The organism is Stenotrophomonas sp. YJH_SMC_40 (assembly GCF_059368615.1).
In genome coordinates this window covers 311,857-336,050 of the sequence record NZ_JCAFRX010000006.1, presented here as the reverse complement: position 1 = coordinate 336,050, position 24,194 = coordinate 311,857, and the positions used below count along the sequence as shown (strand labels likewise).

Below are 24,194 nucleotides of genomic sequence, written 5' to 3'. Positions count from 1 at the left end.
GCCTGAATGCCTGCCCAGTTGATGCGCAGGCGCTCAGGATTGGTATAAGCTTGGAGGTTCCTGCGGTGTCATGCACCGCTGATCAGGGATTCCGCCCCCGGCATCCCGGCCCCACTATTGAGCTCTTGGCGCATGACGGAACAACTAGTCGTTCACCGGTACGAACAACCCGATGACAAGGGGCTGAGCTGGCCTCGCATCGTCGGCATCGCGTTTGTAATTGCCCTGCATCTGGCCGCCTTCATGATGCTCCTCATTCCCGCCGTGGCTCCCAAGGCCGTGGCTGAGAAGGAGCGCAACGTCATGGTGACCATCGTCGATGCGCCGCCGCCGCCGCCCCCGCCGCCGCCGCCGCCGCCGCCGACCGATACTCCGCCGCCGCCGGTGAAGAATCTGTCGCCGCCGAAGCCGTCGCCGGTCCCGCCGCCGCCGCAGGCGCCGGTCGTGGACGTGCCGGAGCCGCGCCCGAGCGATATCGTCACCCCGCCGTCGCCCCCCGCGCCGCCGGCACCTGCGACCTCGATCGAGGCCAGCGTGGACATCTCGTCGAAGGCCATGAATCCGCCGCGCTACCCGCCGGCCGCCTTCCGCGCGGGTATCCAGGGCGAAGTGATCCTGATCATTGATGTCGATGCCAACGGCAACGTCACCAATGTCACGGTGGAAAAGTCCAGCCGTAACCGCGACCTGGACCGTGCCGCGATGGAAGCGGCTCGCAAGTGGCGCTTCAACGCCGCTGAATCTGGCGGTAAGAAGGCGGCAGGTCGCGTTCGCGTCCCGGTCAACTTTGCGCTGAACTGATGCGCCCGGGTGGCCGCATGGCCACCCCCGCTCCCGGTTCGATTGTTTAGCTTAGCTACACCCTTTATCACCACACACAACAAAGGTAAGCGTCATGCTGCAGGAAATTTTCATCGCCGCTGCTGCCGGGGGCAATCCGTCCAACGCCCTGTCGCAGATGGGCTTCGAGCACCTGATCCACGAAATGACCACCAAGCCGGGTGATTTCGCGGTTTCCTGGGTCGTGCTGCTGACCCTGATCGCCATGTCGGCCATGTCCTGGTACTGGACCGTCATCAACATCTTCCGTGCGACCCGCCTGAAGAGCGCTGCTGATCGCGTCGTCAGCCTGTTCTGGGATACCCCGAACGCGCAGGACGCCATCCGTGCCATGGAAGAGCAGCCGGCTTCGGAGCCGTTCTCGAAGATCGCTCTGGACGCCGCCCAGGCTGCTGCGCACCACCAGCGCGCTGAAGGCGGCGCTACCGGCGGCGTGGGTGAGAACCTGAGCCGTTCGGAGTTCGTCGACCGCGCCCTGCGTCAGGCCGTCACCCGCGAAAGCAACAAGCTGCAGTCGGGCATGACCCTGCTGGCCACCGTCGGCGCGACCGCTCCGTTCGTCGGTCTGCTGGGTACCGTGTGGGGCATCTACGGCGCCCTGATCAAGATCGGTGCCACCGGCTCCGCTTCGATCGACGCCGTTGCAGGCCCGGTGGGTGAAGCGCTGATCATGACCGCGATCGGTCTGTTCGTCGCGATCCCGGCCGTGTTCGCCTTCAACTTCTTCAGCAAGATCAACAGCGCGACCATCAGCAAGTTCGATACCTTCGCGCACGACCTGCACGACTTCTTCGCCACCGGCTCGCGCGTCCGCTAATTGCGGCGCGCTTCACCCAGCGACGAACGTAAGTAGTCACCAAGATCTAGACGGAGCCCGTTATGGCTTTCAGTAGTGGTAACAGCGGCGGCCCCATGGCCGACATCAACGTTACGCCCCTCGTGGACGTGATGCTGGTGCTGCTGATCATCTTCATCATCACGGCGCCCCTGATGTCCCACAAGGTCAAGGTGGATCTGCCGGAAGCCAACCTGATCCAGAAGCCGGAAGACGCTGAAAAGCGTTCCGGACCGATCACCCTGGCAGTCAAGGAAGACGGCTCGATCTACTGGAACGACGAAGAAATCAACAAGCAGACTCTCGAGTCGCGCTTGGCGACCGCCGCCCAGCAGACCCCGCAGCCGCCGCTGAACCTGCGTGGTGACCGCACCACCAAGATGCGCGTCATCAACGACCTGACCAAGGTCGCGCAGGAGCAGGGCATGCTGGACGTCGGCTTCGTCGCGACCAAAGAAAAGGGGCAATAAGCCATGGCATTCAGTAGTGGTGGTGGCAAGGGCCCCATGGCAGACATCAACGTCACGCCCCTCGTGGACGTGATGCTGGTTCTGCTGATCATCTTCATCGTGACCGCGCCGATCATGACGTACCCGATCGCCGTCGACCTGCCGCAGCGCGTGCTCAACCCACCGCCGCAGCTGGTCGAACCGCCGCCGCCGATCGAACTGAAGATCGACGCCAGCAACCAGGTCTCGTGGAACAACAGCCCGATCAATACCAGCGAGCTGCAGCAGCGGATGGAGCAGGAGGTCCAGCGTGACCCGACCAACCAGCCGGAACTGCGCATCGACGCCAGCCCGGATTCCGAGTACGACGTGATGGCCAAGGTTCTGGCCGCCGCGAAGAATGCTCAGATGAAGAAGATCGGTTTTGTGCAGCAGTAATAGCTACACCGCAACACAACAGTCATGACGCGACTGCAGACGCCCCTGGAGACAGGGGCGTTTTTTTTTATGCCTGCCGGCCTGGACCGCTATGATCGGCGGATGCTCGCCCTCTTCGACTCCCTGCGTCATTGGCTCGACGGCATCGCCCACCTTGGCTCGATCCTGGCGGTGGCCTACCTGCTGTATCTGTTCGCGCTGGCGGGCTGGATCATGCTGCAGAAGCGTGAGCCGGTCGCCACGCTGAGCTGGATCCTGTCGTTGGCGCTGCTGCCCTACCTCGGCTTGTTCATCTACTACCTGCTGGGCCCGCAGAAGGTGAAGCGGCAACGGCTGCGCCGCGGACGCGCACGTTCGGGCATGGAGCACTACAGCGATGTCTGCCCACCGGATGCCGACTGCACCGAGCTGGCCAAGATCGCGCAGGCCACCACGGGCCTGGCGCCGAGCAGCGCGACCGAGGTGACCTGGCTGGTGGATGGTGCCGCTACCTACGCCGCTCTGTTGGAAGCGGTGGCGCAGGCTCGCGATCACGTGCACCTGGAGTACTACATCTTCAATCCGGACCATGCCGGCACCGCCCTGCGCGACGCCCTGGTCGAGCGCGCCCGTGCCGGCGTGCAGGTGCGCCTGCTGCTGGATGCAGTGGGTTCTTCCGCCCTGCCTCGCCGCTTCCTGCAGCCGCTGATCGATGCCGGTGGCGAGGCGGTCTGGTTCCATCCGCGGCAGCTGCTGAAGCCGTTCAAGCGGCCGTGGTTGAACCTGCGTACGCACCGCAAGCTGGTGATCGTCGATGGCCGGCTGGCCTTCACCGGTGGCATCAATATCACCGACGATGAAGACGAGAGCCGCAAGCCGAACGCCTACCGCGACCTGCACATGCGCATCCGCGGCCACGTCGTGCGCAGCCTGCAGCTGGTGTTCGCCGAGGACTGGCTCTATGCCAGTGGCCAGGATCCCTCGCGCATGGACATTGCCCGTCTGTGGCCGGCCGACATGCCGCTGCGCGGCGATGGTGCGATCAACGCCCAGGTGCTGGTCTCCGGCCCGGACTCGGGCTGGGAAACGATCCACCGCCTGCACGTGGCGGCCATCCAGGAAGCACACGAGCGCGTGTGGCTGGTAACGCCCTACTTCGTGCCGGGCGAAGCGGCGCGGATGGCGCTGACTTCGGCGGCACTGGGTGGACTGGACGTGCGCCTGCTGGTGCCGAAGATGAGCGACTCCTGGTTTGTCACCCAGGCCGCGCGCTCCTATTTCGACGAACTGCTGCACGCCGGGGTGAAGATCTACGAGTACGGCCCGCGCATGCTGCATACCAAGGCTTTCATCGCCGACGACGATGTCTGCATCGTCGGCAGCGCCAACTTCGACCACCGCAGCTTCCGCCTGAACTTCGAGCTGTCGATGATGATCAACGACCGTGACCGTGTCGCCGCTCTGGCCGGGCTGCTGCAGGGAGAGTTCGACCGCGCCACCCGCGTGCACGACCAGGCCGGCCGTTCGCTGTGGCTGCACCGCCTGCCCGAGGCTTTCGCCCGGCTGGCCTCGCCGCTGCTCTGACGCAGCGCTACACTGCGGCGATCATCCGGGGAGCCCGACTATGTACTGGTTGTACCTGCTGCTGGCGCTGGGCTGTTTCGCCTTCGCCTTGAAGACCCCCAGCGCCGCATTGATGACCCTGTGCCTGCTGGCCGCCCTCGCCTTCCTGCTGGCCTGGGTGCGCGGTCGCTATGTAGCCCGCTTCGGCGACCTTCAGCGGGACCCTGCCACCCTTGTCGATGCCGAGGAGCTGCGCCGCCTGCGCGAGCAGGCCCAGGCCCGCCGCAATGTCGACGCCAACGACCACGATCCGTCCCCTCTTTCCAAGTAGTTCCGTTCCATGACCCAGCTCAGCGTCAACGTCAACAAGATCGCCGTCCTGCGCAATTCGCGCGGCGGCGCCGAACCGGACGTGGTGCGCGCCGCCCAGGCCTGCCTGGATGCCGGTGCACATGGCATCACCGTGCACCCGCGGCCGGACCGCCGCCATATCACCGCCGAGGACGTGCTGGCGCTGTCCACGCTGACCGGCGCGCGTGGCGTGGAATTCAACATCGAAGGCAACCCGTTCGCACCGCCGCGCGAGGGCTACCCAGGCCTGCTGCCGCTGTGCGCGCAGACCCGCCCGGCGCAGGCGACGCTGGTGCCGGATGGCGATGGACAGATCACCTCCGACCATGGCTTCGACTTCGAGCGGGATGCCGAGCGGCTGCGACCACTGATCGCCGAACTGAAGGCGATGGGCTGCCGGGTCAGCCTGTTCGTCGATGCTGGCAACCCACTGCTGGAGCAGGCGGCCGATGTTGGTGCAGATCGTGTCGAGCTGTATACCGGCCCCTACGCCGAAGCACACGCGGCCGGAGACGCTGCGGCGATGCTGGAACTGTTCGCCACTGCGGCGCGGCGGGCGCAGGCGGTGGGCCTGGGCGTCAACGCCGGGCACGACCTGTCACAGGACAACCTGCGCGATTTCCTGGCCCACGTGCCGGACGTGCTGGAGGTGTCGATCGGTCACGCGCTGATCGGTGAGGCGCTGTACGATGGCCTGGACGCCACGGTGCGCGGGTACCTGGCGTTGCTCTGACCGCTCCCCTGTAGCGTTGAGCCATGCTCGACGCAGCACCGCGCTGAACCCTTCAGGCAGCCGTCGCAGCCATTGAGACGGCTGCGGCGTAACCTGCCGCAATGGGTATCGCGATCAAGGGCCGAGGTTCCACGTCCCACCTTGCCGGGCGCTTTGAAAGCACCGTCAGCGAGGCGGTGGACGACGGCTGGGCAGTCGATGAGAGCGAGGAATTCCTCGCCCCACGTCTGCGCACTGAAGTACGTGCCGAGACCGCACGCAGCATCATCAGCCGCAACACCTCACCGGACGTCGGCTTCAGCCAATCGGTGAATCCGTACCGCGGTTGTGAGCATGGCTGCTCCTACTGCTTCGCGCGCCCCTCGCACGCCTATCTGAACCTGTCGCCAGGCCTGGACTTCGAGACCAAGCTGTTCGCCAAGACCAATGCGCCGCAGCTGCTGCGCAAGGAGTTGTCGAAGCCGGGTTACGTTCCGCAACCGATCGCGCTGGGCATCAACACCGATGCGTACCAGCCGATCGAACGCAAGTTCAAGCTCACCCGCCAGCTGATCGAAGTGATGCTGGAAACCAAGCATCCGTTCTCGCTGATCACCAAGAACGCACTGGTCGAGCGTGACATCGATCTGCTCGCACCGCTGGCGGCGGAGAACCTGGTCAGCGTGCATTTCTCGGTGACCTCGCTGGACCCGCATCTCTCCGCAAAGCTGGAGCCACGCGCGTCGGCGCCGCATGCACGGCTGCGTGCGATGAAGCGCCTGCATGCAGCGGGCATTCCGGTGGGTGTGATGGTGGCGCCGGTGATCCCGTGGATCAACGACAGCGAACTGGAAGCCGTGCTGGAGGCCGCGCACGATGCTGGCGCCAGCACCGCAGGCTACGTGCTGCTGCGCCTGCCGCTGGAAGTGGCCCCGCTGTTCCGCGATTGGTTGGACACCCATCATCCCGATCGCGCTGCGCACGTGATGAGCACCATCCAGCAGCTGCGCGGCGGCAAGGATTACGACAGCCAGTTCGGCACCCGCATGCGTGGCCAGGGCGTGTATGCCGATCTGTTGAACAACCGCTTCAAGCTGGCGCGAAAGCGTCTCGGCTTCAACGCGCAGAACAGCCATTGGCCGAAGCTGGATTGCAGCCGGTTCGTGAAGCCGTTGCCGCCGCGCAAAGAATCGCCGCAGAGGTCGTTGTTCTAAGGTGCTTTCGGCGCGGTTACAAAGCATGTCGTTGGAAGAGCTAATATTACCGACTTGCTTGGCAGAGTAGGTAAGGGCGTGCTTTCAACCAGAGTTGGCGATACATTTCTTTGGGCATTGAGCGACATTTACCCGATAGAAAAGCGACAGTGCTATTCAAATAGCGGAGTTGCGACGATTCTCTCTGAATGTGAGAACGATTTTTCAAGAGCGATGGGTGACATCAAACGCATAAGATATGCGCTTGGATTCTTACTTGCAGATCGAGGTGAGCGAGTTCCACATGCGTGGTTGATCTGCGATCTCGAACACAGATCCTTCTTTTGCGATCCAACACTACAGGTCCATTCACGGGAATGGAGGGAACGCAATGGGTCTTTTGTGTATGAGTTGAAGCACGTCCTTCATGCGGACGAGCTGAATTCATGGCTTAGATCTAGATATTCTAATAGGACGTTCAACGAGCATGGAATTCCTCAGGGACATATGAGATTTCCAATTCTCAGTTTAGAGGGTCACGTCGACTGAGGTGAGAACGCGATTTTTTTCATGTAGGAACGCGCATACCTCAAGGGCCTCTCACCCTCCCCCAAACAACTTCTGCGCGCTCTGGAACAGAATCCAACTCGTCGCGATGAACTTGTCCCCACCCTGCGGCCTGTTGCCACGATGGGTATGCGTAAACGCCGTCGGCGCAATCAGCAGGCTGCCGGTGCGTGGTGCGATCTTCCGCCCCTGGAACAGGAACTCGGTTTCGCCCTCTTCGAATTCGTCGTTGAGGTACAGCGTCCACAGCACGTGCCGGTGCAGGGTCTCGGCCTGCGCATCCTTGGGGTACAGCTCGCAGTGCCAGTACGGATAACCGCCCTCGCCCGCCGCATACCACTGCAGGTTGATGGCGCCCGGGCGCAGGCAGGTGCGGGCCAGGTCGGCCAGCTGCTGCTGCGGCATGTCAGGAAAGTCCTCGGCAGACAGGCGTCGCGGTTGGCCGTTGCTGTCCTGGATCTGCAACATCAGCGGGGCGATCAACGCCTGTGGATAACGGCGTAGATAAGTCAGCAGGCCGTTGAACACCGCGTGCTGCAGCTGATGGTCCACATCCTGCCAGCCATCAAGGCCGCTGATGCGCAGATCCTTGCTGTGCTTGAGTTCCGGGAACACGCCACTGCCCACGGCACCGGGCTGCAGGCCACGCGCCGCCCGCATGCGCTCGACGATCGCCGCGCAGACCTCGCTGGGGACCGCGTTGTGGATGACCTCGATGAAATCGACCGGGCCCTGCTCGTGCATGCGTGCATTCCTTAGGCGGCAACGGCTTGATGGTGCCGTTTGCCGCCCTCGGTGTCACCCCACGGTCATGTCATCGTTCTGCCATGACCGCTGTCAGGCGATAGGCCGTCAGCCCTGTGCGTTGTCGTGTGCGTGGTGGTAGCGCACGGCTTCGGCCACTTCCTCGCGCGAACCCAGGAACACCGGCACGCGCTGGTGCAGCTGGTCGGGCTGGATGTCGAGGATGCGCTCGCGGCCGGTCCAGGCGGCGCCGCCGGCCTGTTCGACCAGCAGGCCCATCGGGTTGGCCTCGTACATCAGGCGCAGCTTGCCGGCCTTGGACGGATCCTTCTTGTCCCACGGGTAGATGAAGATGCCGCCGCGGGTCAGGATGCGGTGCACGTCGGCGACCATGCTGGCGATCCAGCGCATGTTGAAGTTCTTGCCGCGCGTGCCTTCCTTGCCCGCCAGCAGATCGCCGACATAGGCCTGCATCGGTGCTTCCCAGTGGCGCTGGTTGGACATGTTGATGGCGAACTCCTGGGTAGCCGCCGGAATCTGCATGTTCTCGGTGGTCAGCACGAACTCGCCCTTCTCACGGTCCAGGGTGAAGGCGTGGGTGCCATGGCCGACGGTCAGCACCAGCTGGGTGCTGGGCCCGTAGATGCAGTAGCCGGCGGCGATCTGCTTGCTGCCCGGCTGCAGGAAGGCGTCGTCGCCCGGCAGTTCGACATTGGTCGGGCAGCGCAGCACCGAGAAGATGGTGCCGACGGAGACGTTGACGTCGATGTTGGAGCTGCCGTCGAGGGGATCGAACAGCAGCAGGAAATCACCGCGCGGGTAGATGTCCGGCACCGGCTGGCTGTGGTCCATTTCCTCCGAGGCGCACGCGGCGAGGTGGCCACCCCAGGCGTTCGCTTCAAGCAGGATCTCGTTGCTGATGACGTCCAGCTTCTTCTGCGCCTCGCCCTGCACGTTACCGGTACCGGCATCGCCCAGCACGCCACCGAGGGCGCCCTTGCTGACGGCGATGGAGATGCTGGTGCAGGCGCGGGCGACGACCGCGATCAGCTGGCGCAGGTCGGCGTTGATGCGGCCGGCGTGCTGTTCCTGGATCAGGAAGCGGGTCAACGAAGTACGGGACATGAGCGGGCAGGTCTCGGCAGCGGGAAAACGCCTATTGTCGCCCGTATGGCGGGGCCGTGCGTGAGCGCGGGAAGGCGTAATCGTTTCCAGATGCGTTGCACTCGTGGCGCCTCCCCCTCCCACGCGCTTCAGGGTTCGCCGCGAGCGCGGTGGGGATGGCAAAGGCAAGAGCAAAAGCAAAAAAACAAAGGCGCCTTTCGGCGCCTTTGTCTTCAAGCTACTGGAGCGTTGTTTCAGCCCTTGGCGACGGTGGCCACGGCCTTGGCGACGTATTCCAGGTTGTTCTGGTTCAACGCGGCCACGCAGATGCGGCCGGTGCCGACGGCGTAGATGCCGAACTCGTCGCGCAGACGCTCGACCTGCTCGCGGCTCAGGCCGGAGTAGGAGAACATGCCGGCCTGTTCGTTGATGAAACCGAACTGCGGCGCGCCGGCAGCGGCCAGCTTCTCGACCAGGCCTTGGCGCAGGGCGTGGATGCGCTCGCGCATCTCGGTCAGCTCCTGCTCCCACATCGCACGCAGTTCCGGGTTGGTCAGCACGCCGGCCACCAGCGCGGCACCGTGGGTGGACGGGCTGGAGTAGATGGTGCGGATCACGCGCTTGACCTGCGACTGCACCGCCTTGGCGTCAGCGGCGGTCGGTGCCACCATCGACAGCGCACCCACGCGCTCGCCGTACAGCGAGAACGACTTGGAGTACGAGTTGGCGACGATGAAGCTGTCGATGCCGGCTTCGGCGATGATGCGCACGGCGGCGCCGTCCTGCTCGATGCCCTTGTCGAAGCCCTGGTAGGCCATGTCGATGAAGGGGAACAGCTGCTTTTCCTTCAGCAGCTGCGCGACCTGCTTCCACTGGGTGACCGTGAGGTCGGCACCGGTGGGGTTGTGGCAGCAGGCATGCAGCAGTACCACGGTGCCGGCTTCCAGCTTGCCCAGGTCGGCCAGCATGCCGTTGAAATCGACGCCATGGGTGGCCGGGTCGAAGTAGGTGTAATCCAGCACGTCGAAACCGGCGGCGCTGAACACCGCACGGTGGTTTTCCCAGCTCGGGTTGCTCAGCGCAACGGTGGCGTGCGGCAGCAGCTTCTTCAGCACGTCGGCGCCGACGCGCAGCGCACCGCTGCCGCCGACGGTCTGTGCGGTAGTGACGCGGCCGGCGGCCAGCAGCGGCGAATCCTTGCCGAACACCAACTCGCGCGTGGCCTGCGTGTACGCCGGCAGGCCATCGATCGGCAGGTAGCCGCGCGGTTTGGCTTCAGCGGCGAGCTGCTGCTCGATCTGCTTGACGGCGCGCAGCAGCGGAATGCGGCCGCTCTCGTCGTAGTAGATGCCCACACCCAGGTTGACCTTGGTCGGGCGGCTGTCGGCGTTGTACGCCTCGGTCAGGCCCAGGATCGGGTCGCCTGGGACCAGTTCCACGTTTGCAAAGAAGGACACGGCGGTACTCGTTCGGTAGACGGAAAGGGGGAGGAAGTGCGCTACGCGGTCTGCGGCTTTTCAGCCGGAAACAGCCCATCGTAACAAAGCCTGCAGGGGCTGGCCGCCGCCATCGTCATCCGCGGCCCCGTACCATGGCGTGCGTTGCCGCCCGATCCATCAACCTGAATCATGAATCCCGCCGCACGACGCCATTGCCTGCCGCTGTCCGCCCTGCTGCTGTCGCCCTGGGCGGCGGTGGCCGAGCCTGCGCCCACCGCCCTGCCTGCGGTGCAGGTACAGGCCGCCCGGGTGCCGGGCATCGATCCGTTCGCGCTGCCGGCCAGCCAGGACACGGTCTGGATCGACGCCAGCCGCGCGGGCACCGGCGCGCAGCTGTCTGAGGCCTTGGCCGGGGTCCCCGGACTGCTGGCACGTGACCGGCAGAACTTTGCCCAGGACACGCAGCTGTCGATCCGTGGCTTCGGCGCGCGCTCGACCTTCGGGGTGCGCGGGGTGCGGGTGTTGATCGACGGGGTGCCCGCGACCATGCCCGATGGCCAGGGCCAGCTGTCGCATGCCAGCCTGTTGGGCGCCGAGCGCATCGAGGTGCTGCGCGGGCCGTTCTCGGCGTTGTACGGCAATTCCTCCGGCGGCGTGCTGCAGGTCTGGAGCGCGCAGGGCCAGGCCGGCGACCCGTGGCGGTTGCGCGTGAATGCCGGCGCCGACAACACGCTCAGTGTCGGTGCGCAGCTGAAGGGTGCCGGTCAAGTGCTGGACTACAACATCGCCGCCAATCACTTCCGCACCGATGGCTGGCGGGACCATAGCCGCGCGCGCCGTGAATCGCTCAACGCACGCATCGGTGGTGATCTGGGCGGTGGGCGGCTGGAGCTGCTGCTCAATGCGCTTGACGCCCCCGATGCGCAGGATCCGCTGGGCCTGACCCGTGCCCAGGTGGCGGCTGATCCGCGCCAGGCCACGGCAGTCGCGCACCAGTACAACACCCGCAAAACCGTGCGCCAGCAGCAGGCCGGCCTGCGCTGGACCCGTGAAACGGGAGCGCAGCGCTGGCAATTGATGGGCTATGCCGGCCAGCGCGCGGTACGCCAGTACCTGCCGATTCCGCCGGCACCCCAGACCAACAGCCCGCTGCATGCCGGCGGCGTGATCGATCTGCAGGGCGGCTATGGCGGGCTGGACGCGCGCTGGGGCTGGCACGGTGATCTGGCCGGGCGACCGCTGGACCTGGTAGCCGGGCTCAGCGCCGACCGCCAGCGCCAGCATCGCACCGGCTACGAGAACTTCATCGGCAGCGCCCTCGGCGTGCGCGGGCGCCTGCGCCGCGACCAGATCGACACGGTGCAGAACGTGGACCAGTTCGCCCAGGCCTGGTGGCATTGGAGCCCGCGCTGGTCGTTGCTGGCCGGGCTCCGCCACAGCGCCGTGCGATTCGAATCGAATGACCGCTACATCGTCGGCGCCAACCCCGACGACAGTGGCCACCGCCGCTACCAGGCGACCACGCCGGTGGCCGGGATCAGCTTCGAAGCCAACCCGCAGTGGCGGCTGCACGCCGCCGTGGGCCGGGGTTTCGAGACCCCAACCTTCAACGAGCTGGGGTATCGCGCCGATGGCCTGGCCGGGCTGGCGCTGGATCTGGCCGCTGCGCGCAGCCGCAATCTGGAGGTAGGCAGCAAATGGCGTGAGCAGGACGGAACCCAGCTTGATATCAGCCTGTTCCGTGCAGATACCGACGATGAGCTGGCAGTTGCCAGCAACTCTGGTGGGCGCAGCACCTATCGCAACATCGGCCGAACCCGTCGCCAGGGTGTGGAACTGCAGTACCGACAGCCGCTGGCCGAGCACCTGGAACTGCAGCTGGCGTGGACCTGGCTGCAGGCGCAGGTGCGCTCGCCGTACCTGACCTCGAACACCCTGGTCGCTGCAGGCAGCCGTCTGCCCGGCGTGCCGCGCCAGCAGGCCTTCGCGCGGCTGCAGTGGAGCCCTGCCGATTGGCAGTGGGCGCTGGAGGCAACGGCCAGCAGCGATACCGTGGTCAACGACCTGGCCACCGAGCGCGCGCCGGGCTACGCCCTGCTGCACCTGGAAGCCGGCCGTCGATGGACGCTGCCGGGCGGCGAGCTGCGCGCCTTCGCCCGGCTGGAGAACGTGCTGGACCAAGCCTACATCGGCTCGGTGATCGTCAATGACGGCAATGGTCGCTTCTACGAGCCGGGACCGGGACGGCGAGCCAACGTCGGCCTGCAATGGTCGTGGCGCTGAGTTGGTAGTGCCGGCCGCTGGCCGGCACCGCGCCGTGCACGACGTCAGGAGGTTGCCGGCCAGCGGCCGGCACTACCGGTCAGTCGGGGGCCTTGGCTGGCACGAACGGCGAGGTCGGGTCGCTCGCCGGGAAGGTCTCCTCCAGCGCCTCGTCCTGGTTGTCGCTCGCGCGCTGCTTGCGTTCACGGCGCTTGAGCGGGCTCTCCTGGCCACCGCGATGGCGGTCGCCGCCATCCTTGCGGTCCTGGGCCGCCTGTTCAGCCTCGTGCTTCACCGGCAGGTGGTCGTGCTCGGCATCGAAGAACGGCGCGCCGGTGCCGCGGTAGTCGGCGTTGTCGGCATCGCGCTTGCCGCGCTGCTCGCCGGGAATGGGCGGGTGGTTCACCCGCAGCGGGTCTCGCGAGGTCTCTCGGCTCATGGTCTGGTACCTGCCCTTGGGGGGATTCCACTACACCGCCCCGCAGGTAAAGCCGTTGCGAACCTGGCGTCATGAACATCTCGCTCACCCCCCGGTAACGGCACCGCGCGTATTCCTGCCCACCCGCCCCCGCTGCAGGAGCCGGCCATGCCCCGTCTTGAACGACCCGCACCGTCCGTGTTCAACGCCCTGCTCGATCCGCTCGGCCAGCGCAGCGCGCAGCGCCGTACGCGTCGCCATGAAGACCCCCAGGCGGTGGCGCAGGACTACCTGCAGTACATGCTCAGCGACTACGAGGAGCGCCGCGGGCAGAGCCACCGGAACTGGCGCGACCTGTGCCCGGTGTATGCCTTCGCGTTGACCACGCATGCTGCGGATTGGCCACGCGGTGATGCCGCCGATACCTGCGAGGAACTGGCCGAGCACTGGGAACAGATGCGCGGGCAGTCACGCTTGGGCTGGTCGCAGGCGCGGCCGGTGGTGGAAGACGCCTGGCGCGCGCTGGACCATATTCCGGCGGCGGCGGTGAGGCCGTTGCTGCAGTAGTGCCGGCCGCTGGCCGGCAACCCCAGGAAACTTCAGGCCGCGAGCTCTGCCGGCCAGCGGCCGGCACTACCGCATCTGCGTAGAACCCACCTGCACGGTATCGACACGGGTGGTTTACACCGCCCATCCGAAGCTGGATGCCCTGCCCCGCCAAAGGTACGCCCATGGCCCGCCCGATCTGGACCGGCACGCTGTCGTTTGGCCTGCTCAACGTGCCGGTGTCGCTGATGTCCGGCGAACGCAAGGTCGACCTGCAGTTCCGCATGCTCGATTCCCGCGACCGCAAGCCGATCCGTTTCGAACGGGTCAACGCCGACACTGGCGAGGAAGTGCCCTGGAAGGACATCGTCAAAGCCTATGAGTACGACAAGGGCAGTTATGTCGTGCTGGAGGAAGGTGATATCCGCTCGGCTGCGCCGGAAAGCCACGAAGCGGTGGAGGTGGAATCATTCGTGGATGCGGCGCAGATCGACCCGCGCTATTACGAGAAACCGTATCTGCTGGTGCCCGGCAAGAAGGCCGAGAAGGGCTACGTGCTGCTGCGCGAAACGTTGCGCAGCACCGGCAAGGTGGGCATCGCGCGGGTGGTGGTGCGTACGCGCGAATACCTGTGTGCGGTGATGCCGCATGAGGACGCGCTGGTGCTGATGATCCTGCGCTATCCGCAGGAACTGGTGGATCCCGAGGACTACAAGCTGCCCACCGGCAAACTGTCCGACTATCGCATCACCAGCAAGGAAACGGCGATGGCCGAGCAGTTGATCGAGTCGATGGCCGGCGATTGGGATCCGTCGCAGTACCACGATGAATTCCGCGAGCGCCTGCAGCAGGTGTTGAACAAGCGCATCAAGTCCAAGGGCGGCACCACGCGGGTGGACGATGAGCCGGCACCGCGCGAGGACGCCAGTACCAATGTGGTCGACTTCATGGCGCTGCTGCAGAAGAGCCTGGATGCGAACAAGCGAACGCCAGCGAAGAAGGCCGCAACGCGCAAAGCAGCCGCCAAGTCGCCAGTGAAGAAGGCCGCAAAGAAGACAACGAAGAAGGCTGCAAAGAAGACCGCACCCCGACGCAAGGCGGGGTGAGCCATGTCGTTGCACCAGTATCGGCGCAAACGCCGGCTTGGCGGTGGCGCCGGGCAGACAACGGAGCCCGACGACACGCCCGCACCGGGCGACCCGAAGCGGCGGCCGACCTTTGTCATCCAGCTGCACCATGCCAGCTCGCGTCACTATGACTTCCGCCTGGAAATGGACGGCGTACTGAAGAGCTGGGCGGTGCCCAAGGGGCCTTCCCTGCGCGTCGGTGAAAAGCGGCTGGCCGTGGAAGTGGAAGACCATCCGCTCTCCTACGCCGGTTTCGAGGGAGACATTCCTGAAGGCCACTATGGTGCGGGCCACGTGGAAGTCTTCGATCACGGCACCTGGGCCTGTGAAGGCGATCCACTGCAGGCACTGGCGGCGGGCAGGATCGACTTCGTGCTGCATGGACAACGCCTGGCCGGTGGTTGGAAGCTGGTGCGGACCGCGATGAAAGGACGCCAGGTGCAGTGGCTGTTGATCAAGCGCGGTGACGGGGAAGCGCGCGACGCGGAGGCGGATGACCTGCTGACGGCACCGATGCCGAAACGAACACCTGCGGCGAAGAAGCGTTCCGCGGACAAGACGGCGCGAGCTGCACCCGTCGCACGCACGACCACACGCAAGGCCGATGTGCGCTGGCATGCACGCGCGCTGCAACTGCACGGCGCACGTGACGCACCCTACCCGCATGCATTCAAACCGCAGTTGACCGATCATCGCGACAGTGCGCCGGACGGCGACCGCTGGCTTCACGAGATCAAGTGGGATGGCTATCGCCTGCTGGCGGATCTGCACAATGGCGAGGTCAAGCTGCGCTCCCGCAATGGTCTGGATTGGACCGATGATTTTCCCGAAGTGGTGCAGGCCGTGCAGGCGCTGCCGGTGCGCGATGCACGCCTGGACGGCGAACTGGTGGTGCTGGACAAGGAAGGACGCAGTGACTTCGCAGCGTTGCAGCGGGTGATCGACGGCAGTTCGAAGCAACCGCTGCGCTACATCGTGTTCGATCTTCCGGGCATGGCTGGAGCGGATATCAGTCGTGCGCCGTTGCTGGAGCGCAAAGCACTCCTGAAAGAGCTCATTGGGCCCGCGCCTGGCACCCTGGCCTTCAGCGAGCACGTGATCGACCGTGGCCCGCAGGTGTTCGATGCCAGTGGCAAGGCCGGATTCGAAGGCATCGTCAGCAAGCAGGTGGATGCCCCGTACGTGAACACCCGCGCGCGCAGCTGGGTGAAGGTGAAGCACGAAGACACCGATGAGTTCCTGATCGTCGGCTACACGGCACCCAAGGGTTCACGGGTGGGGTTCGGCTCGCTGCTGCTGGCGACGCCGGACAAGGGCGGCTTGCGCTATGTGGGCCGCGTTGGCACCGGTTTCGACGACCAAAGCCTGCGCGCGCTGCTCAAGGCACTGCAGCCGTTGGCGGTGAAGACGCCCGTGCTGCAGCTGCCGGCGCATGTGCCGTTCCGCGCTGCCAGCGTACGCTGGGTGAAGCCGGTGGCGGTTGCCGAGGTGGCCTTCCGTGGCTGGGGCAAGGAAGGCCTGCTGCGCCAGGCCAGTTTCAAGCGACTGCGCAGCGACAAGCAGAAGGAGGACCTGGGAATGAGCACCGCAGATGCCGAAACCGGAGGCGAGGTCGAGATCACTCATCCGGAGCGGGTGGTGTTTCCAAGGCAGAAACTGCGCAAGGGTGACGTGGCCGACTACTACCAGCGCATGGCGCGCTGGATTCTGCCCGAGATTGCCGGACGTCCGCTGTCACTGCTGCGCTGCCCGGACGGCGTGGGCAAGGCCTGCTTCTTCCAGAAGCACCATGGCCCCGGCCTGGGGGACGCGGTACATGCGGTACCCCTGCAGCAGAAGAGCGGCCGCGAGGATTACGTCTACGTCGACGATGCGCGGGGCCTGCTGCAGCTGGTGCAGATGAACACCCTGGAACTGCATCCGTGGGGCGCAACCGTGGCCGATCCCGAGCACCCGGATCGTCTGGTGTTCGATCTCGACCCAGGCGAAGGGGTGAGCTGGCCACAGGTGAAGGCCGCTGCGCGCGATGTCCGTGACCGCCTGCAGGAGGTGGGCCTGCAGAGCTTCGTGCGGCTGTCCGGTGGCAAGGGCGTGCACGTGGTGGTGCCGCTGCAGCCCAAGGCTGGCTGGGACGAGGCCAAGGCGTTCTGCGAGGCGTTCGCGCAGGCAATGGCGCTGGAGCAGCCTGATCGCTACGTGGCGACGATGAGCAAGGCCAAGCGCGGCGGCGTGATCTTCATCGATTGGCTGCGCAACACACGCGGTGCCACCAGCGTGTGTTCGTGGTCGCTGCGCGCGCGCGATGCTGCCGGCGTGGCGGTGCCGCTGCGCTGGGAAGAACTGGCCCGGGTGAGCGCGGCCGACGCGTTTCCGATGGCCAAGGCGCTGGCGCGCGCCAAGCGGCTGAAGGGTGACCCATGGCAGGGCATCGCGCGGTTGAAGCAGAGGCTGCCGTCGCTGAAGCGGTAGTGCCGGCCGCTGGCCGGCAACCTCGGCCATCCTGCAGTTGCCGGCCTGCGGCCGGCACTACCTGCATGCGCTCAGCGCAGATCGCGCGAGGGGCGGCGGCCGAACCACCAGCCCACCAGCAGCTGCAACGGCAGCGATGCCAACAGCGAAATGACGAACCAGAACGGGAAGTCCGCACCCGCCGTCCACATCGCGTAGCCACAGCCCAGCGCGATCAGCGACCAGATCGAGAAGCCATGTGAACGCGGCCAGCACGGCGCGTAATAGGTGGCGAAGGAAATGCCGGCGACGCCACCGAGTACGCTGAAGGCCAGGTCCCACCCCAGCTGCACGCTGTTGCTGTCCGGCGACAGGCCCAGCAACGGCGGCAGCCAGCCGGCGACGCTGCTGACCAGCGCAAGCGACAGCACGCCGCCGATCAGGGCGACGATGGACAGGAACAGGGTCTTGAGCAGGCCAGGCATGCGCGTATTGTACGGCTGCCACAGAGTGCCCGCGTTGCCGGCCAGCGGCCGGCACTACCGAACCGACTGGGGTTTTGCCGGCCGGCGGCCGGCACTACCGATGGATCGGCATGGCCGCCGTGCCCGTGGGAGAGGGGTACGGAGCAGCGGCGGCCATGCACAGGCAGTCAGGCGGCGAAGTCGAGCACCACGCGGCCTTCGATGGTGCCCGCGTGCATGCGCGCGAACACGTCGTTGATGTTCTCCAGGCGGTCGGTGCTGACCGTGGCTGCGACCTTGCCTTCGGCGGCGAACTGCAGTGACTCCTGCAGATCCAGCCGGGTGCCGACGATCGAGCCGCGCACGGTGATGCCGTTGAGCACCATGCCGAAGATGTCCAGCGGGAAGTTGCCGGGCGGCAGGCCATTGAGCGACACGGTGCCACCGCGGCGGACCATGCCCAGAGCCTGTTCGAACGCCTTGGGCGACACTGCGGTGACCAGAGCGCCGTGCGCACCGCCGATCTCCTTCTTCAGGAATGCGGCCGGATCGGTGGTACGCGCGTTCACGGTGATCTGCGCGCCGAGCTGCCGGGCCAATGCCAGCTTGTTGTCGTCCACGTCCACCGCAGCCACATTCAGGCCCATCGCACGGGCGTACTGCACCGCCATGTGGCCCAGGCCACCGATGCCGGAAATCACCACCCAGTCCCCGGGCTTGGTGTCGGTCACCTTCAGGCCCTTGTAGACGGTCACGCCGGCGCACAACACCGGCGCGATCTCGACGAAGCCCACTTCCTTCGGAAGCAGGCCGACATAGTTGGCATCGGCCAGTGCGTACTCGGCGAAGCCGCCGTTGACCGAGTAACCGGTGTTGCGCTGCGTCTCGCACAGCGTTTCCCAGCCACCCAGGCAGTGTTCGCAATGGCCACACGCCGAGTACAACCAGGGGATGCCGACCCTGTCGCCTTCCTTGACGTGCCCTACCCCGCCTCCCACGGCCACGACGTGCCCCACGCCCTCGTGGCCGGGGATGAATGGCGGGTTCGGTTTCACCGGCCAGTCGCCCTCGGCGGCGTGCAGGTCGGTGTGGCAGACGCCACAGGCCTCGATCCTGACCAGCACCTCGCCCGCCCCCGGGCGCGGTACCGAGACTTCCTCGATGACCAGCGGCTTGCCGAACTCGCGCACGACGGCGGCCTTCATGGTGGATTGCATGTTCGGATCTCCGCAGTGCGCTTGCCCACAGAATGACGCCGGCTCGAGGCCGGCGCTTTGATCACGATCAAACCTTTGAAGATCCGTGCAGCAGGTTCAGCTGGCCAGCACCGATGCTTCGCGCGCCAGTCGTTCGATGGCGTCCCAGTCACGGGTCTGCAGCAGCGCCGGGGTGGTCAGCCACGAGCCGCCCACGCACAGCACGTTGGGCAGGTGCAGGAACTGCGGCGCGGTCTGCGCGCTGATGCCACCGGTCGGGCAGAAGCGCACGTCGGCAAACGGGCCGTGCCAGGCCGCCAGCAACGCAGCGCCACCGGCCTGCACCGCCGGGAAGAATTTGAAGGTGTCCGTGCCCTGCTCCAGGCCCAGGATCAGGTCCGAGGCGGTGGCGGCACCGGGCAGGTACGGCAGGTCGGCATCGCGTGCGGCGGCATACAGCGCCGGCGTTGCACCCGGCGACACCGCGAAGCGCGCGCCGGCCTGCTTCGCCGCCTGCATCTGCGTGACGTTGAGCACGGTGCCGGCGCCGATGACAGCATCGGGCACGGCTTCGACCATGGCCTTGATCGCATCCAGCGCCTGCGGCGTGCGCAGCGTCACTTCGATCACCGGCAGGCCGCCGCGGAACAGCGCCTGGGCCACTTCGACCGCCTCATTCACATCTTCGGGGGTGTACACCGGAATCACCGGTGCCAGCTTCAACAGCGCGCGCAGGCGCGGATCAGCGCTGGACATGGTCTTGCTCCTTGCCCGATGGGGCATCGCGGATCGCCGCCGGGTCCGGCAGCGCAGCGGCGCATGATGCCATGCGCGCTGCGAAGGTGCTGGTACCCTGCCCTGCGGCGGATTCAGACTGCGTCGGCCTGCAGTGCCTGGATGCGGCGCTGGTACCAGTCACCCCCAAGCGGGTCGAACACCGCGGAACGCTCCATCGGCGCTTCGTATACATGCACCGAAATGGCCAGGGCTTCATCGCTGGCATTGCGCAGGGTGTGGTATTCGTGAGGTGGAATGAGGCTGCCGGCGCTGCCGCAGCCGCCGCGCAGCGCGGCGTGGCGTCGGAAGCGCCAGCGTTCGCCGGCGCACTCCAGCAGCTCGTAACGGGTGATCTCCAGTTCCCCCAACCACACGCCCTCCACACACCACATGGCATCGTGGTCGTGCAGCGGCGTGCCCTGCCCTGGGCCCCAGCTCATGGCAATCACGCTGTAGCCGTGTTCCTGGCTGTGGTACAGCGGGCGTCGCGCGTAATGATCACTGACCGGACGGTGCACGCATTCGGGTAGCTCGATGCGGCTGTCCGCGATGGCTTCCTGCAGCGCCAGCTGCAGGTCGGCGGTGATGCGCCCGGCGTCACCGGAGGTCATCGCCGCGTCGACTGCGGCGATCAACCGGTCGCGGCCACGGAACGCCGGAAACGGAGAAGTCTGCAGGTCCATGCCCCGACTGTAGCGGAGCATGGTTAAGGGAATGTTGGTGTTCGCGCGCGTGGCACCCGCATTCATGGCAAGCACGCGTGAAAAACGGTTCAGATGCAAACGCAGTAGAGCGATCACAATGGAACCTCACGCGGTGGAACGTGTCGAACGCGATCTGTGCCGCTCCAGCTGCGACATTCCGCAACTTCGCGCCCAACGGGCGCAAGGCTAGAATTCTCCGACTTACCTGGTTCTATACATGTCAGTGCGAAATATGAGCGATGCCGCGTTGCCGGCATCGAAAGGCAAGGCTGCCACGATCAACGACATCGCACGACTGTCGGGAGTTTCCAAGAAAACGGTTTCAAGAATCATCAACAACTCGCCGCTGGTGCGCAAAGACACCCGCGACAAGGTCGAGGCGTTGATGCGCGAGGTCGGTTACGTGCCCGACCCCCTGGCGCGCGGACTCGCGTTCCGCCGTTCCTTCCTGATCGGGCTGGTGTACGACGACCCCGGCGCCCAATGCATTGTCGACCTGCAGCACGGCGCGCTGGAAGCGCTGCGCGGCACCGGCTATGAGCTGGTGGTGCATCCCTGCGACAGCCAGGACCCGGAGTGCGCGCAGGGCGTGCGCCGCTTCGTGCAGCAGCAGAAGCTGCATGGGGTGATCCTCGGCCCGCGTGCATCCGAATCGGTTGCACTCGCGCAGATGCTGGACGACATCGACTGCCGCTACGTGCGGATCAACGCGCATGCGTCGGAAGAAGACGTGCAGGCGGTGGTCACCCACGATCGCGATGGCGCGGCAGCAGCAGCGGGCTACCTGCTCTCGCTCGGCCACCGCGACATCGCGGTGATCGCCGGACCGGGTGACCGGCGCGCGGCGCGTGAGCGTACCCATGGCTTCCTTGACCGGTTGGCCCAGGTGGGGCTGACCTTGCCGGGCGAGCGCGTGCTGGAAGCGGGCGACACCTTCGAATCCGGCGTGCATGCCGCCGAACGGTTGCTGCTGGGCGGACAACGCCCCAGTGCGATCTTCGCCGGCAACGACGAGATGGCGGCCGGTGTCTACCAGGTCGCGCTGCGTGCGGGTATTGCCGTGCCACAGCAGCTGTCGATCGTCAGCTACGACGACAGCCCGCTGGCCTCGCGGCTGTGGCCGCCGCTGACCTCGGTGCGCCGCCACGTGTCCGACATCGGCCGCATGGCCGCAGCGATGCTGGTGCAGACCGATCTGCCGGATGCGCCGACCGCAGCCAGCGTGCATCCGCAGTTGATGGTGCGTGGTTCCTGCCGTGCCGTGGACGCCTGAGTGCCCTGCCCTCGCCTGCGCCGCTGCAATGGCGCAGGCAGGCAACAACGAAAACGGCGCATCCAGGTGCGCCGTTTTCCCTTCAATGCGAAGCGCTGTACGCCGTGTGCTTACACGTCGCCGCCGTCGGCCCAGCCTTCACCGGTGCCCTTCTGGAACACGCGGTCATCGCCCTGCACATCGCCTGCCGGCAGATGCGCCTGATCAGACAGTGCCGCGTAGATCGGGGTGAAGTCCGGCGACGTCGCCTGCATCAGCTGTTCGAAGCTGTCGATGACGAAGTAGGTCTTCTGGAAGGTGTCGATGCGGTACTTCGTGCGCATGATCCGCTGCAGGTCGAAGCCGATGCGGTTGGGCGCGGCCGATTCCAGCGAGTACAGCGACTCGCCCTTCGACGACACGATGCCGGCGCCGTAAATGCGCAGGCCCTCGGGCGTGTCGATCAGGCCGAATTCCACCGTGTACCAGTACAGGCGCGTGAGGTTCTGCAGCGCGTCCGGGCCGATCGCATGGGCTTTGACGCCGCCACGGCCGTACGCCTCCATGTAGTCGGCGAACACCGGGTTCATCAGCAGCGGCACGTGGCCGAACAGATCGTGGAACAGGTCCGGCTCTGCGATGTAATCAATCTGGTCCGGGCGACGGATCCACCAGGTCACCGGAAAACGGCGATTGGCCAGGTGGTCGAAGAAATCCAGTTCCGGCAGCAGGCCTTCAACGCCGACCAGGGTCCAGCCGGTGGCGGCGCCCAGTACTTCGTTGAGCTGGTCGAAGCGCGGAATCATGTGCGCGCTCATGCCCATCTCGTCCTGTGCATCCAGGAACTCCTGGCAGGCGCGGCCGACCAGCAGCTCACGCTGGCGCTGGTACAGCGTGCTCCAGGTGGCGTGGTCGTCGGCGGTATAGGTGTCCCACGGCTGCTCGACGAGCGCGGTGGTGTACACCGGCACGTAGCCCTTGTCGGTCTGCTGGTGTTCGACGCGGCGGGGCTGGGCGAGGTCCATGGGGCACTCCTTGACGGGATGCCTACGATGCTAGGGCAGAGCGCGCGCAACAGGGTTGCAAAAGTTGCGCCCGTTGGCCCTGTTGGCGCAATATCCTTGCGTACTCACCATGTTGCGGGGCAACAATGGCCGGAGAAGTCCAGTTTGATCGCACGGATATACGCCTGCTGGCTGAAATCCAGCGGGATGGGCGCGCCACCAACGCCGAACTGGCGGCGCGGGTGAATCTTTCGCCTTCGGCCTGCCTGCGGCGGTTGCAGCGGCTGGAAAGCGAGGGTGTGATCGTCGGCTATGGCGCGCGGCTGGAGCCGCGGCAGCTGCGGCTGGGCCTGCAGGCCTTCGTGCGCGTGCAGCTGGAAAAGCACGACCAGGCCGCCATCGGCCACTTCGTGGACAGCGTGCAAGCGTGGGACGAGGTGGTGGCCTGCCATGCGCTGACCGGCGACATGGACTACCTGCTGCACGTCTACGTGCGCGACCTGGAGCACTTCTCGCGCTTCCTGCTGGACCGGTTGCTCAACGCCGGTGGCGTGGCCGATGCCAATTCCAGCTTCGTGCTGCGCACGGTGAAGGGCTTCCAGGCACTGCCGCTTTCGCAGCTGGAGTCCTGAGCGGCCACCGGGCATGCCCGGTGGCCAGGCATCAAGGGATCAGCACTTGTCCTTGCGGCCCATCAGCTTGCCCAGGCGCGAGGCTTCCTCGCACTTGGGGGCAGCTACCGGTGCCGCTGCGGCGGCGCGTGCGCGCTGCAGCTGCTGGATCCTGGCGCGGATCTGCGGCATCGCGGCCATCGCGGCCTTTTCGCCTTCCAGGATCGCCGTGCCGCGCTGGCTGAAATCGGCAGCGCCGATGTCCAGCACCTTCGGCCGGATGACGATGTCGGCGCGTGCCAGTTCCTGTTCGCCCAGGCGCTGGCCCATGATCGAGATGGACTGGTTGACGATGCCCAGCATGTCGGTCGGCGCCTTGCCGCTGGCCTTGCTGGAGATGTCCACGGCGATCACGAAGTCGGCGCCGAGCTGGCGCGCGGCATCCACCGGTACCGGGCTGACCACGCCGCCATCGATGTAGTTGCGACCACCGATCTTCACCGGTTCGAACACGCCGGGAATGCTGCTCGACGCACGCACCGCCTGGCCGACGTTGCCGCGCACGAAGATCGCGCGCTCGCCGGTTTCCAGCTGGGTGGCGACGGCGGCGAACGGCTTCTTCAGGCGTTCGGCCGGACGGTTGGCAACCTGTTCGTTGACGTAGTCCTGCAGCTTCTGGCCCTGCACCAGGCCACCGGAGAACAGCCGCACGTCGCGGATGCTGGCTTCATCCAGCGCCACCGCCTTGCTCTGCATCTGGAACGCGTCCATGCCGCTGGCGTACAGCGCGCCGACCACGCTGCCGGCACTGGTGCCGGACACCACCGCCGGTTCGAAGCCATTGGCCTCCAGCATCTTGATCACGCCGATGTGGGCAAAGCCCTTGGCCGCGCCACCGCCGAGTGCGATGCCGATCTTCACCGGCTTGGCCTGTGGCACCACGGTCGGCGCCGGCGGCGGCGTAGGGCGGACCGGATCGCCACCGCAGCCGGCCAGCAGGCCGATCAGGGCGACGGACAGCAGCATGCGGGGGCGGAACAGGCTCATCGGCAGTGCGCTCGCGGCGCCGGATTCAGGAAAGGGCGCCAGCATACCGAAGCCGTGGCGGGGCGGGCAGGGTGGGAAATATCGCCCATTCATAAAGGTAGTGCCGGCCGCTGGCCGGCAACCA

At 66.0% G+C, this 24,194-nt stretch carries 24 protein-coding genes; 14 read left to right on the top strand and 10 right to left on the bottom strand.

What is annotated here, in order from left to right; genetic code table 11:
• Positions 1 to 132: 132 nt before the first annotated feature.
• The 8 genes from AC5P6X_RS14010 (at position 133) to AC5P6X_RS13975 (ending at position 6,381) form a co-directional block, all read left to right on the top strand.
• Positions 133 to 801, top strand: a complete 669-nt coding sequence (locus AC5P6X_RS14010; protein ID WP_005411737.1) for an energy transducer TonB — start codon at positions 133 to 135, stop codon at positions 799 to 801.
• A gap of 94 nt (positions 802 to 895) precedes the next feature.
• Positions 896 to 1,657 (top strand): TonB-system energizer ExbB, encoded by a 762-nt coding sequence (gene exbB / locus AC5P6X_RS14005; protein WP_005411738.1) that lies wholly within the window; start codon positions 896 to 898, stop codon positions 1,655 to 1,657.
• Positions 1,658 to 1,719: 62 nt separating this feature from the next.
• Positions 1,720 to 2,145: an ExbD/TolR family protein gene (locus AC5P6X_RS14000; RefSeq protein ID WP_005411739.1), complete on the top strand. Its 426-nt coding sequence runs from the start codon at positions 1,720 to 1,722 to the stop codon at positions 2,143 to 2,145.
• Between the two features lie 3 nt (positions 2,146 to 2,148).
• The gene (locus AC5P6X_RS13995; protein WP_005411740.1) at positions 2,149 to 2,562 is read left to right on the top strand and encodes an ExbD/TolR family protein; all 414 of its coding nucleotides are present in this window, start codon (positions 2,149 to 2,151) and stop codon (positions 2,560 to 2,562) included.
• A 102-nt stretch (positions 2,563 to 2,664) separates the two neighbouring features.
• The gene (cls, locus tag AC5P6X_RS13990) at positions 2,665 to 4,125 is read left to right on the top strand and encodes a cardiolipin synthase (RefSeq protein WP_329755813.1); all 1,461 of its coding nucleotides are present in this window, start codon (positions 2,665 to 2,667) and stop codon (positions 4,123 to 4,125) included.
• Positions 4,126 to 4,165: 40 nt separating this feature from the next.
• Entirely contained in the window at positions 4,166 to 4,435 is a 270-nt protein-coding gene (locus AC5P6X_RS13985) for a hypothetical protein (protein WP_005411742.1), read from the top strand.
• Positions 4,436 to 4,444: 9 nt separating this feature from the next.
• Positions 4,445 to 5,188: a pyridoxine 5'-phosphate synthase gene (locus AC5P6X_RS13980; RefSeq protein ID WP_329755814.1), complete on the top strand. Its 744-nt coding sequence runs from the start codon at positions 4,445 to 4,447 to the stop codon at positions 5,186 to 5,188.
• A 101-nt stretch (positions 5,189 to 5,289) separates the two neighbouring features.
• A complete protein-coding gene (locus AC5P6X_RS13975) occupies positions 5,290 to 6,381 on the top strand; it encodes a PA0069 family radical SAM protein (RefSeq protein WP_088435812.1) in 1,092 nt (363 codons plus the stop codon).
• Between the two features lie 579 nt (positions 6,382 to 6,960).
• Here AC5P6X_RS13975 and AC5P6X_RS13970 read toward each other — a convergent pair.
• The 3 genes from AC5P6X_RS13970 to AC5P6X_RS13960 form a co-directional block, all read right to left on the bottom strand.
• On the bottom strand, positions 6,961 to 7,671 hold the full coding sequence (locus tag AC5P6X_RS13970) for a 2OG-Fe(II) oxygenase (RefSeq protein ID WP_049450077.1): 711 nt from the start codon (positions 7,669 to 7,671) through the stop codon (positions 6,961 to 6,963).
• A gap of 108 nt (positions 7,672 to 7,779) precedes the next feature.
• Entirely contained in the window at positions 7,780 to 8,796 is a 1,017-nt protein-coding gene (locus AC5P6X_RS13965) for a class 1 fructose-bisphosphatase (RefSeq protein ID WP_012478654.1), read from the bottom strand.
• Between the two features lie 233 nt (positions 8,797 to 9,029).
• Positions 9,030 to 10,232: an amino acid aminotransferase gene (locus tag AC5P6X_RS13960; RefSeq protein ID WP_049450078.1), complete on the bottom strand. Its 1,203-nt coding sequence runs from the start codon at positions 10,230 to 10,232 to the stop codon at positions 9,030 to 9,032.
• A 171-nt stretch (positions 10,233 to 10,403) separates the two neighbouring features.
• Here AC5P6X_RS13960 and AC5P6X_RS13955 point away from each other — a divergent pair, with 171 nt between their 5' ends.
• On the top strand, positions 10,404 to 12,497 hold the full coding sequence (locus tag AC5P6X_RS13955) for a TonB-dependent receptor family protein (RefSeq protein ID WP_049450079.1): 2,094 nt from the start codon (positions 10,404 to 10,406) through the stop codon (positions 12,495 to 12,497).
• A 79-nt stretch (positions 12,498 to 12,576) separates the two neighbouring features.
• Here the strand turns inward: AC5P6X_RS13955 and AC5P6X_RS13950 are convergent, their stop codons facing one another.
• Positions 12,577 to 12,915: a hypothetical protein gene (locus AC5P6X_RS13950; RefSeq protein WP_043035286.1), complete on the bottom strand. Its 339-nt coding sequence runs from the start codon at positions 12,913 to 12,915 to the stop codon at positions 12,577 to 12,579.
• Between the two features lie 147 nt (positions 12,916 to 13,062).
• Between AC5P6X_RS13950 and AC5P6X_RS13945 the strand changes: the two genes are divergently transcribed.
• The 3 genes from AC5P6X_RS13945 (at position 13,063) to ligD (ending at position 17,036) form a co-directional block, all read left to right on the top strand.
• Positions 13,063 to 13,461: a hypothetical protein gene (locus AC5P6X_RS13945; RefSeq protein WP_012478657.1), complete on the top strand. Its 399-nt coding sequence runs from the start codon at positions 13,063 to 13,065 to the stop codon at positions 13,459 to 13,461.
• A gap of 164 nt (positions 13,462 to 13,625) precedes the next feature.
• The gene (ku, locus tag AC5P6X_RS13940) at positions 13,626 to 14,546 is read left to right on the top strand and encodes a non-homologous end joining protein Ku (protein ID WP_005411774.1); all 921 of its coding nucleotides are present in this window, start codon (positions 13,626 to 13,628) and stop codon (positions 14,544 to 14,546) included.
• A 3-nt stretch (positions 14,547 to 14,549) separates the two neighbouring features.
• Positions 14,550 to 17,036: a DNA ligase D gene (gene ligD, locus AC5P6X_RS13935; RefSeq protein WP_322533717.1), complete on the top strand. Its 2,487-nt coding sequence runs from the start codon at positions 14,550 to 14,552 to the stop codon at positions 17,034 to 17,036.
• A gap of 71 nt (positions 17,037 to 17,107) precedes the next feature.
• Here ligD and AC5P6X_RS13930 read toward each other — a convergent pair whose 3' ends face one another.
• From AC5P6X_RS13930 to AC5P6X_RS13915, 4 genes are all read right to left on the bottom strand, one after another.
• Positions 17,108 to 17,500: a hypothetical protein gene (locus tag AC5P6X_RS13930; protein ID WP_005411776.1), complete on the bottom strand. Its 393-nt coding sequence runs from the start codon at positions 17,498 to 17,500 to the stop codon at positions 17,108 to 17,110.
• Between the two features lie 167 nt (positions 17,501 to 17,667).
• The gene (gene adhP, locus AC5P6X_RS13925) at positions 17,668 to 18,696 is read right to left on the bottom strand and encodes an alcohol dehydrogenase AdhP (protein ID WP_043035289.1); all 1,029 of its coding nucleotides are present in this window, start codon (positions 18,694 to 18,696) and stop codon (positions 17,668 to 17,670) included.
• Positions 18,697 to 18,792: 96 nt separating this feature from the next.
• Positions 18,793 to 19,431: a bifunctional 4-hydroxy-2-oxoglutarate aldolase/2-dehydro-3-deoxy-phosphogluconate aldolase gene (gene eda / locus AC5P6X_RS13920; protein ID WP_049450082.1), complete on the bottom strand. Its 639-nt coding sequence runs from the start codon at positions 19,429 to 19,431 to the stop codon at positions 18,793 to 18,795.
• A 113-nt stretch (positions 19,432 to 19,544) separates the two neighbouring features.
• Complete coding sequence (locus AC5P6X_RS13915; RefSeq protein ID WP_005411799.1) at positions 19,545 to 20,135, bottom strand: cysteine dioxygenase family protein; 591 nt, start codon at positions 20,133 to 20,135, stop codon at positions 19,545 to 19,547.
• 238 nt (positions 20,136 to 20,373) lie between these two features.
• On the opposite strand from AC5P6X_RS13915, the gene AC5P6X_RS13910 reads away from it, so the two are divergent.
• Positions 20,374 to 21,429, top strand: coding sequence for a LacI family DNA-binding transcriptional regulator (locus AC5P6X_RS13910; RefSeq protein WP_049450083.1), 1,056 nt, complete (start codon positions 20,374 to 20,376; stop codon positions 21,427 to 21,429).
• A 110-nt stretch (positions 21,430 to 21,539) separates the two neighbouring features.
• Here the strand turns inward: AC5P6X_RS13910 and phhA are convergent, their stop codons facing one another.
• Positions 21,540 to 22,433, bottom strand: a complete 894-nt coding sequence (phhA, locus tag AC5P6X_RS13905; RefSeq protein ID WP_049450085.1) for a phenylalanine 4-monooxygenase — start codon at positions 22,431 to 22,433, stop codon at positions 21,540 to 21,542.
• Between the two features lie 125 nt (positions 22,434 to 22,558).
• Here phhA and AC5P6X_RS13900 point away from each other — a divergent pair, with 125 nt between their 5' ends.
• Complete coding sequence (locus AC5P6X_RS13900; RefSeq protein WP_005411782.1) at positions 22,559 to 23,044, top strand: Lrp/AsnC family transcriptional regulator; 486 nt, start codon at positions 22,559 to 22,561, stop codon at positions 23,042 to 23,044.
• A gap of 39 nt (positions 23,045 to 23,083) precedes the next feature.
• Here the strand turns inward: AC5P6X_RS13900 and AC5P6X_RS13895 are convergent, their stop codons facing one another.
• Positions 23,084 to 24,070, bottom strand: a complete 987-nt coding sequence (locus AC5P6X_RS13895; RefSeq protein WP_329755815.1) for a patatin-like phospholipase family protein — start codon at positions 24,068 to 24,070, stop codon at positions 23,084 to 23,086.
• Positions 24,071 to 24,194: the final 124 nt, after the last annotated feature.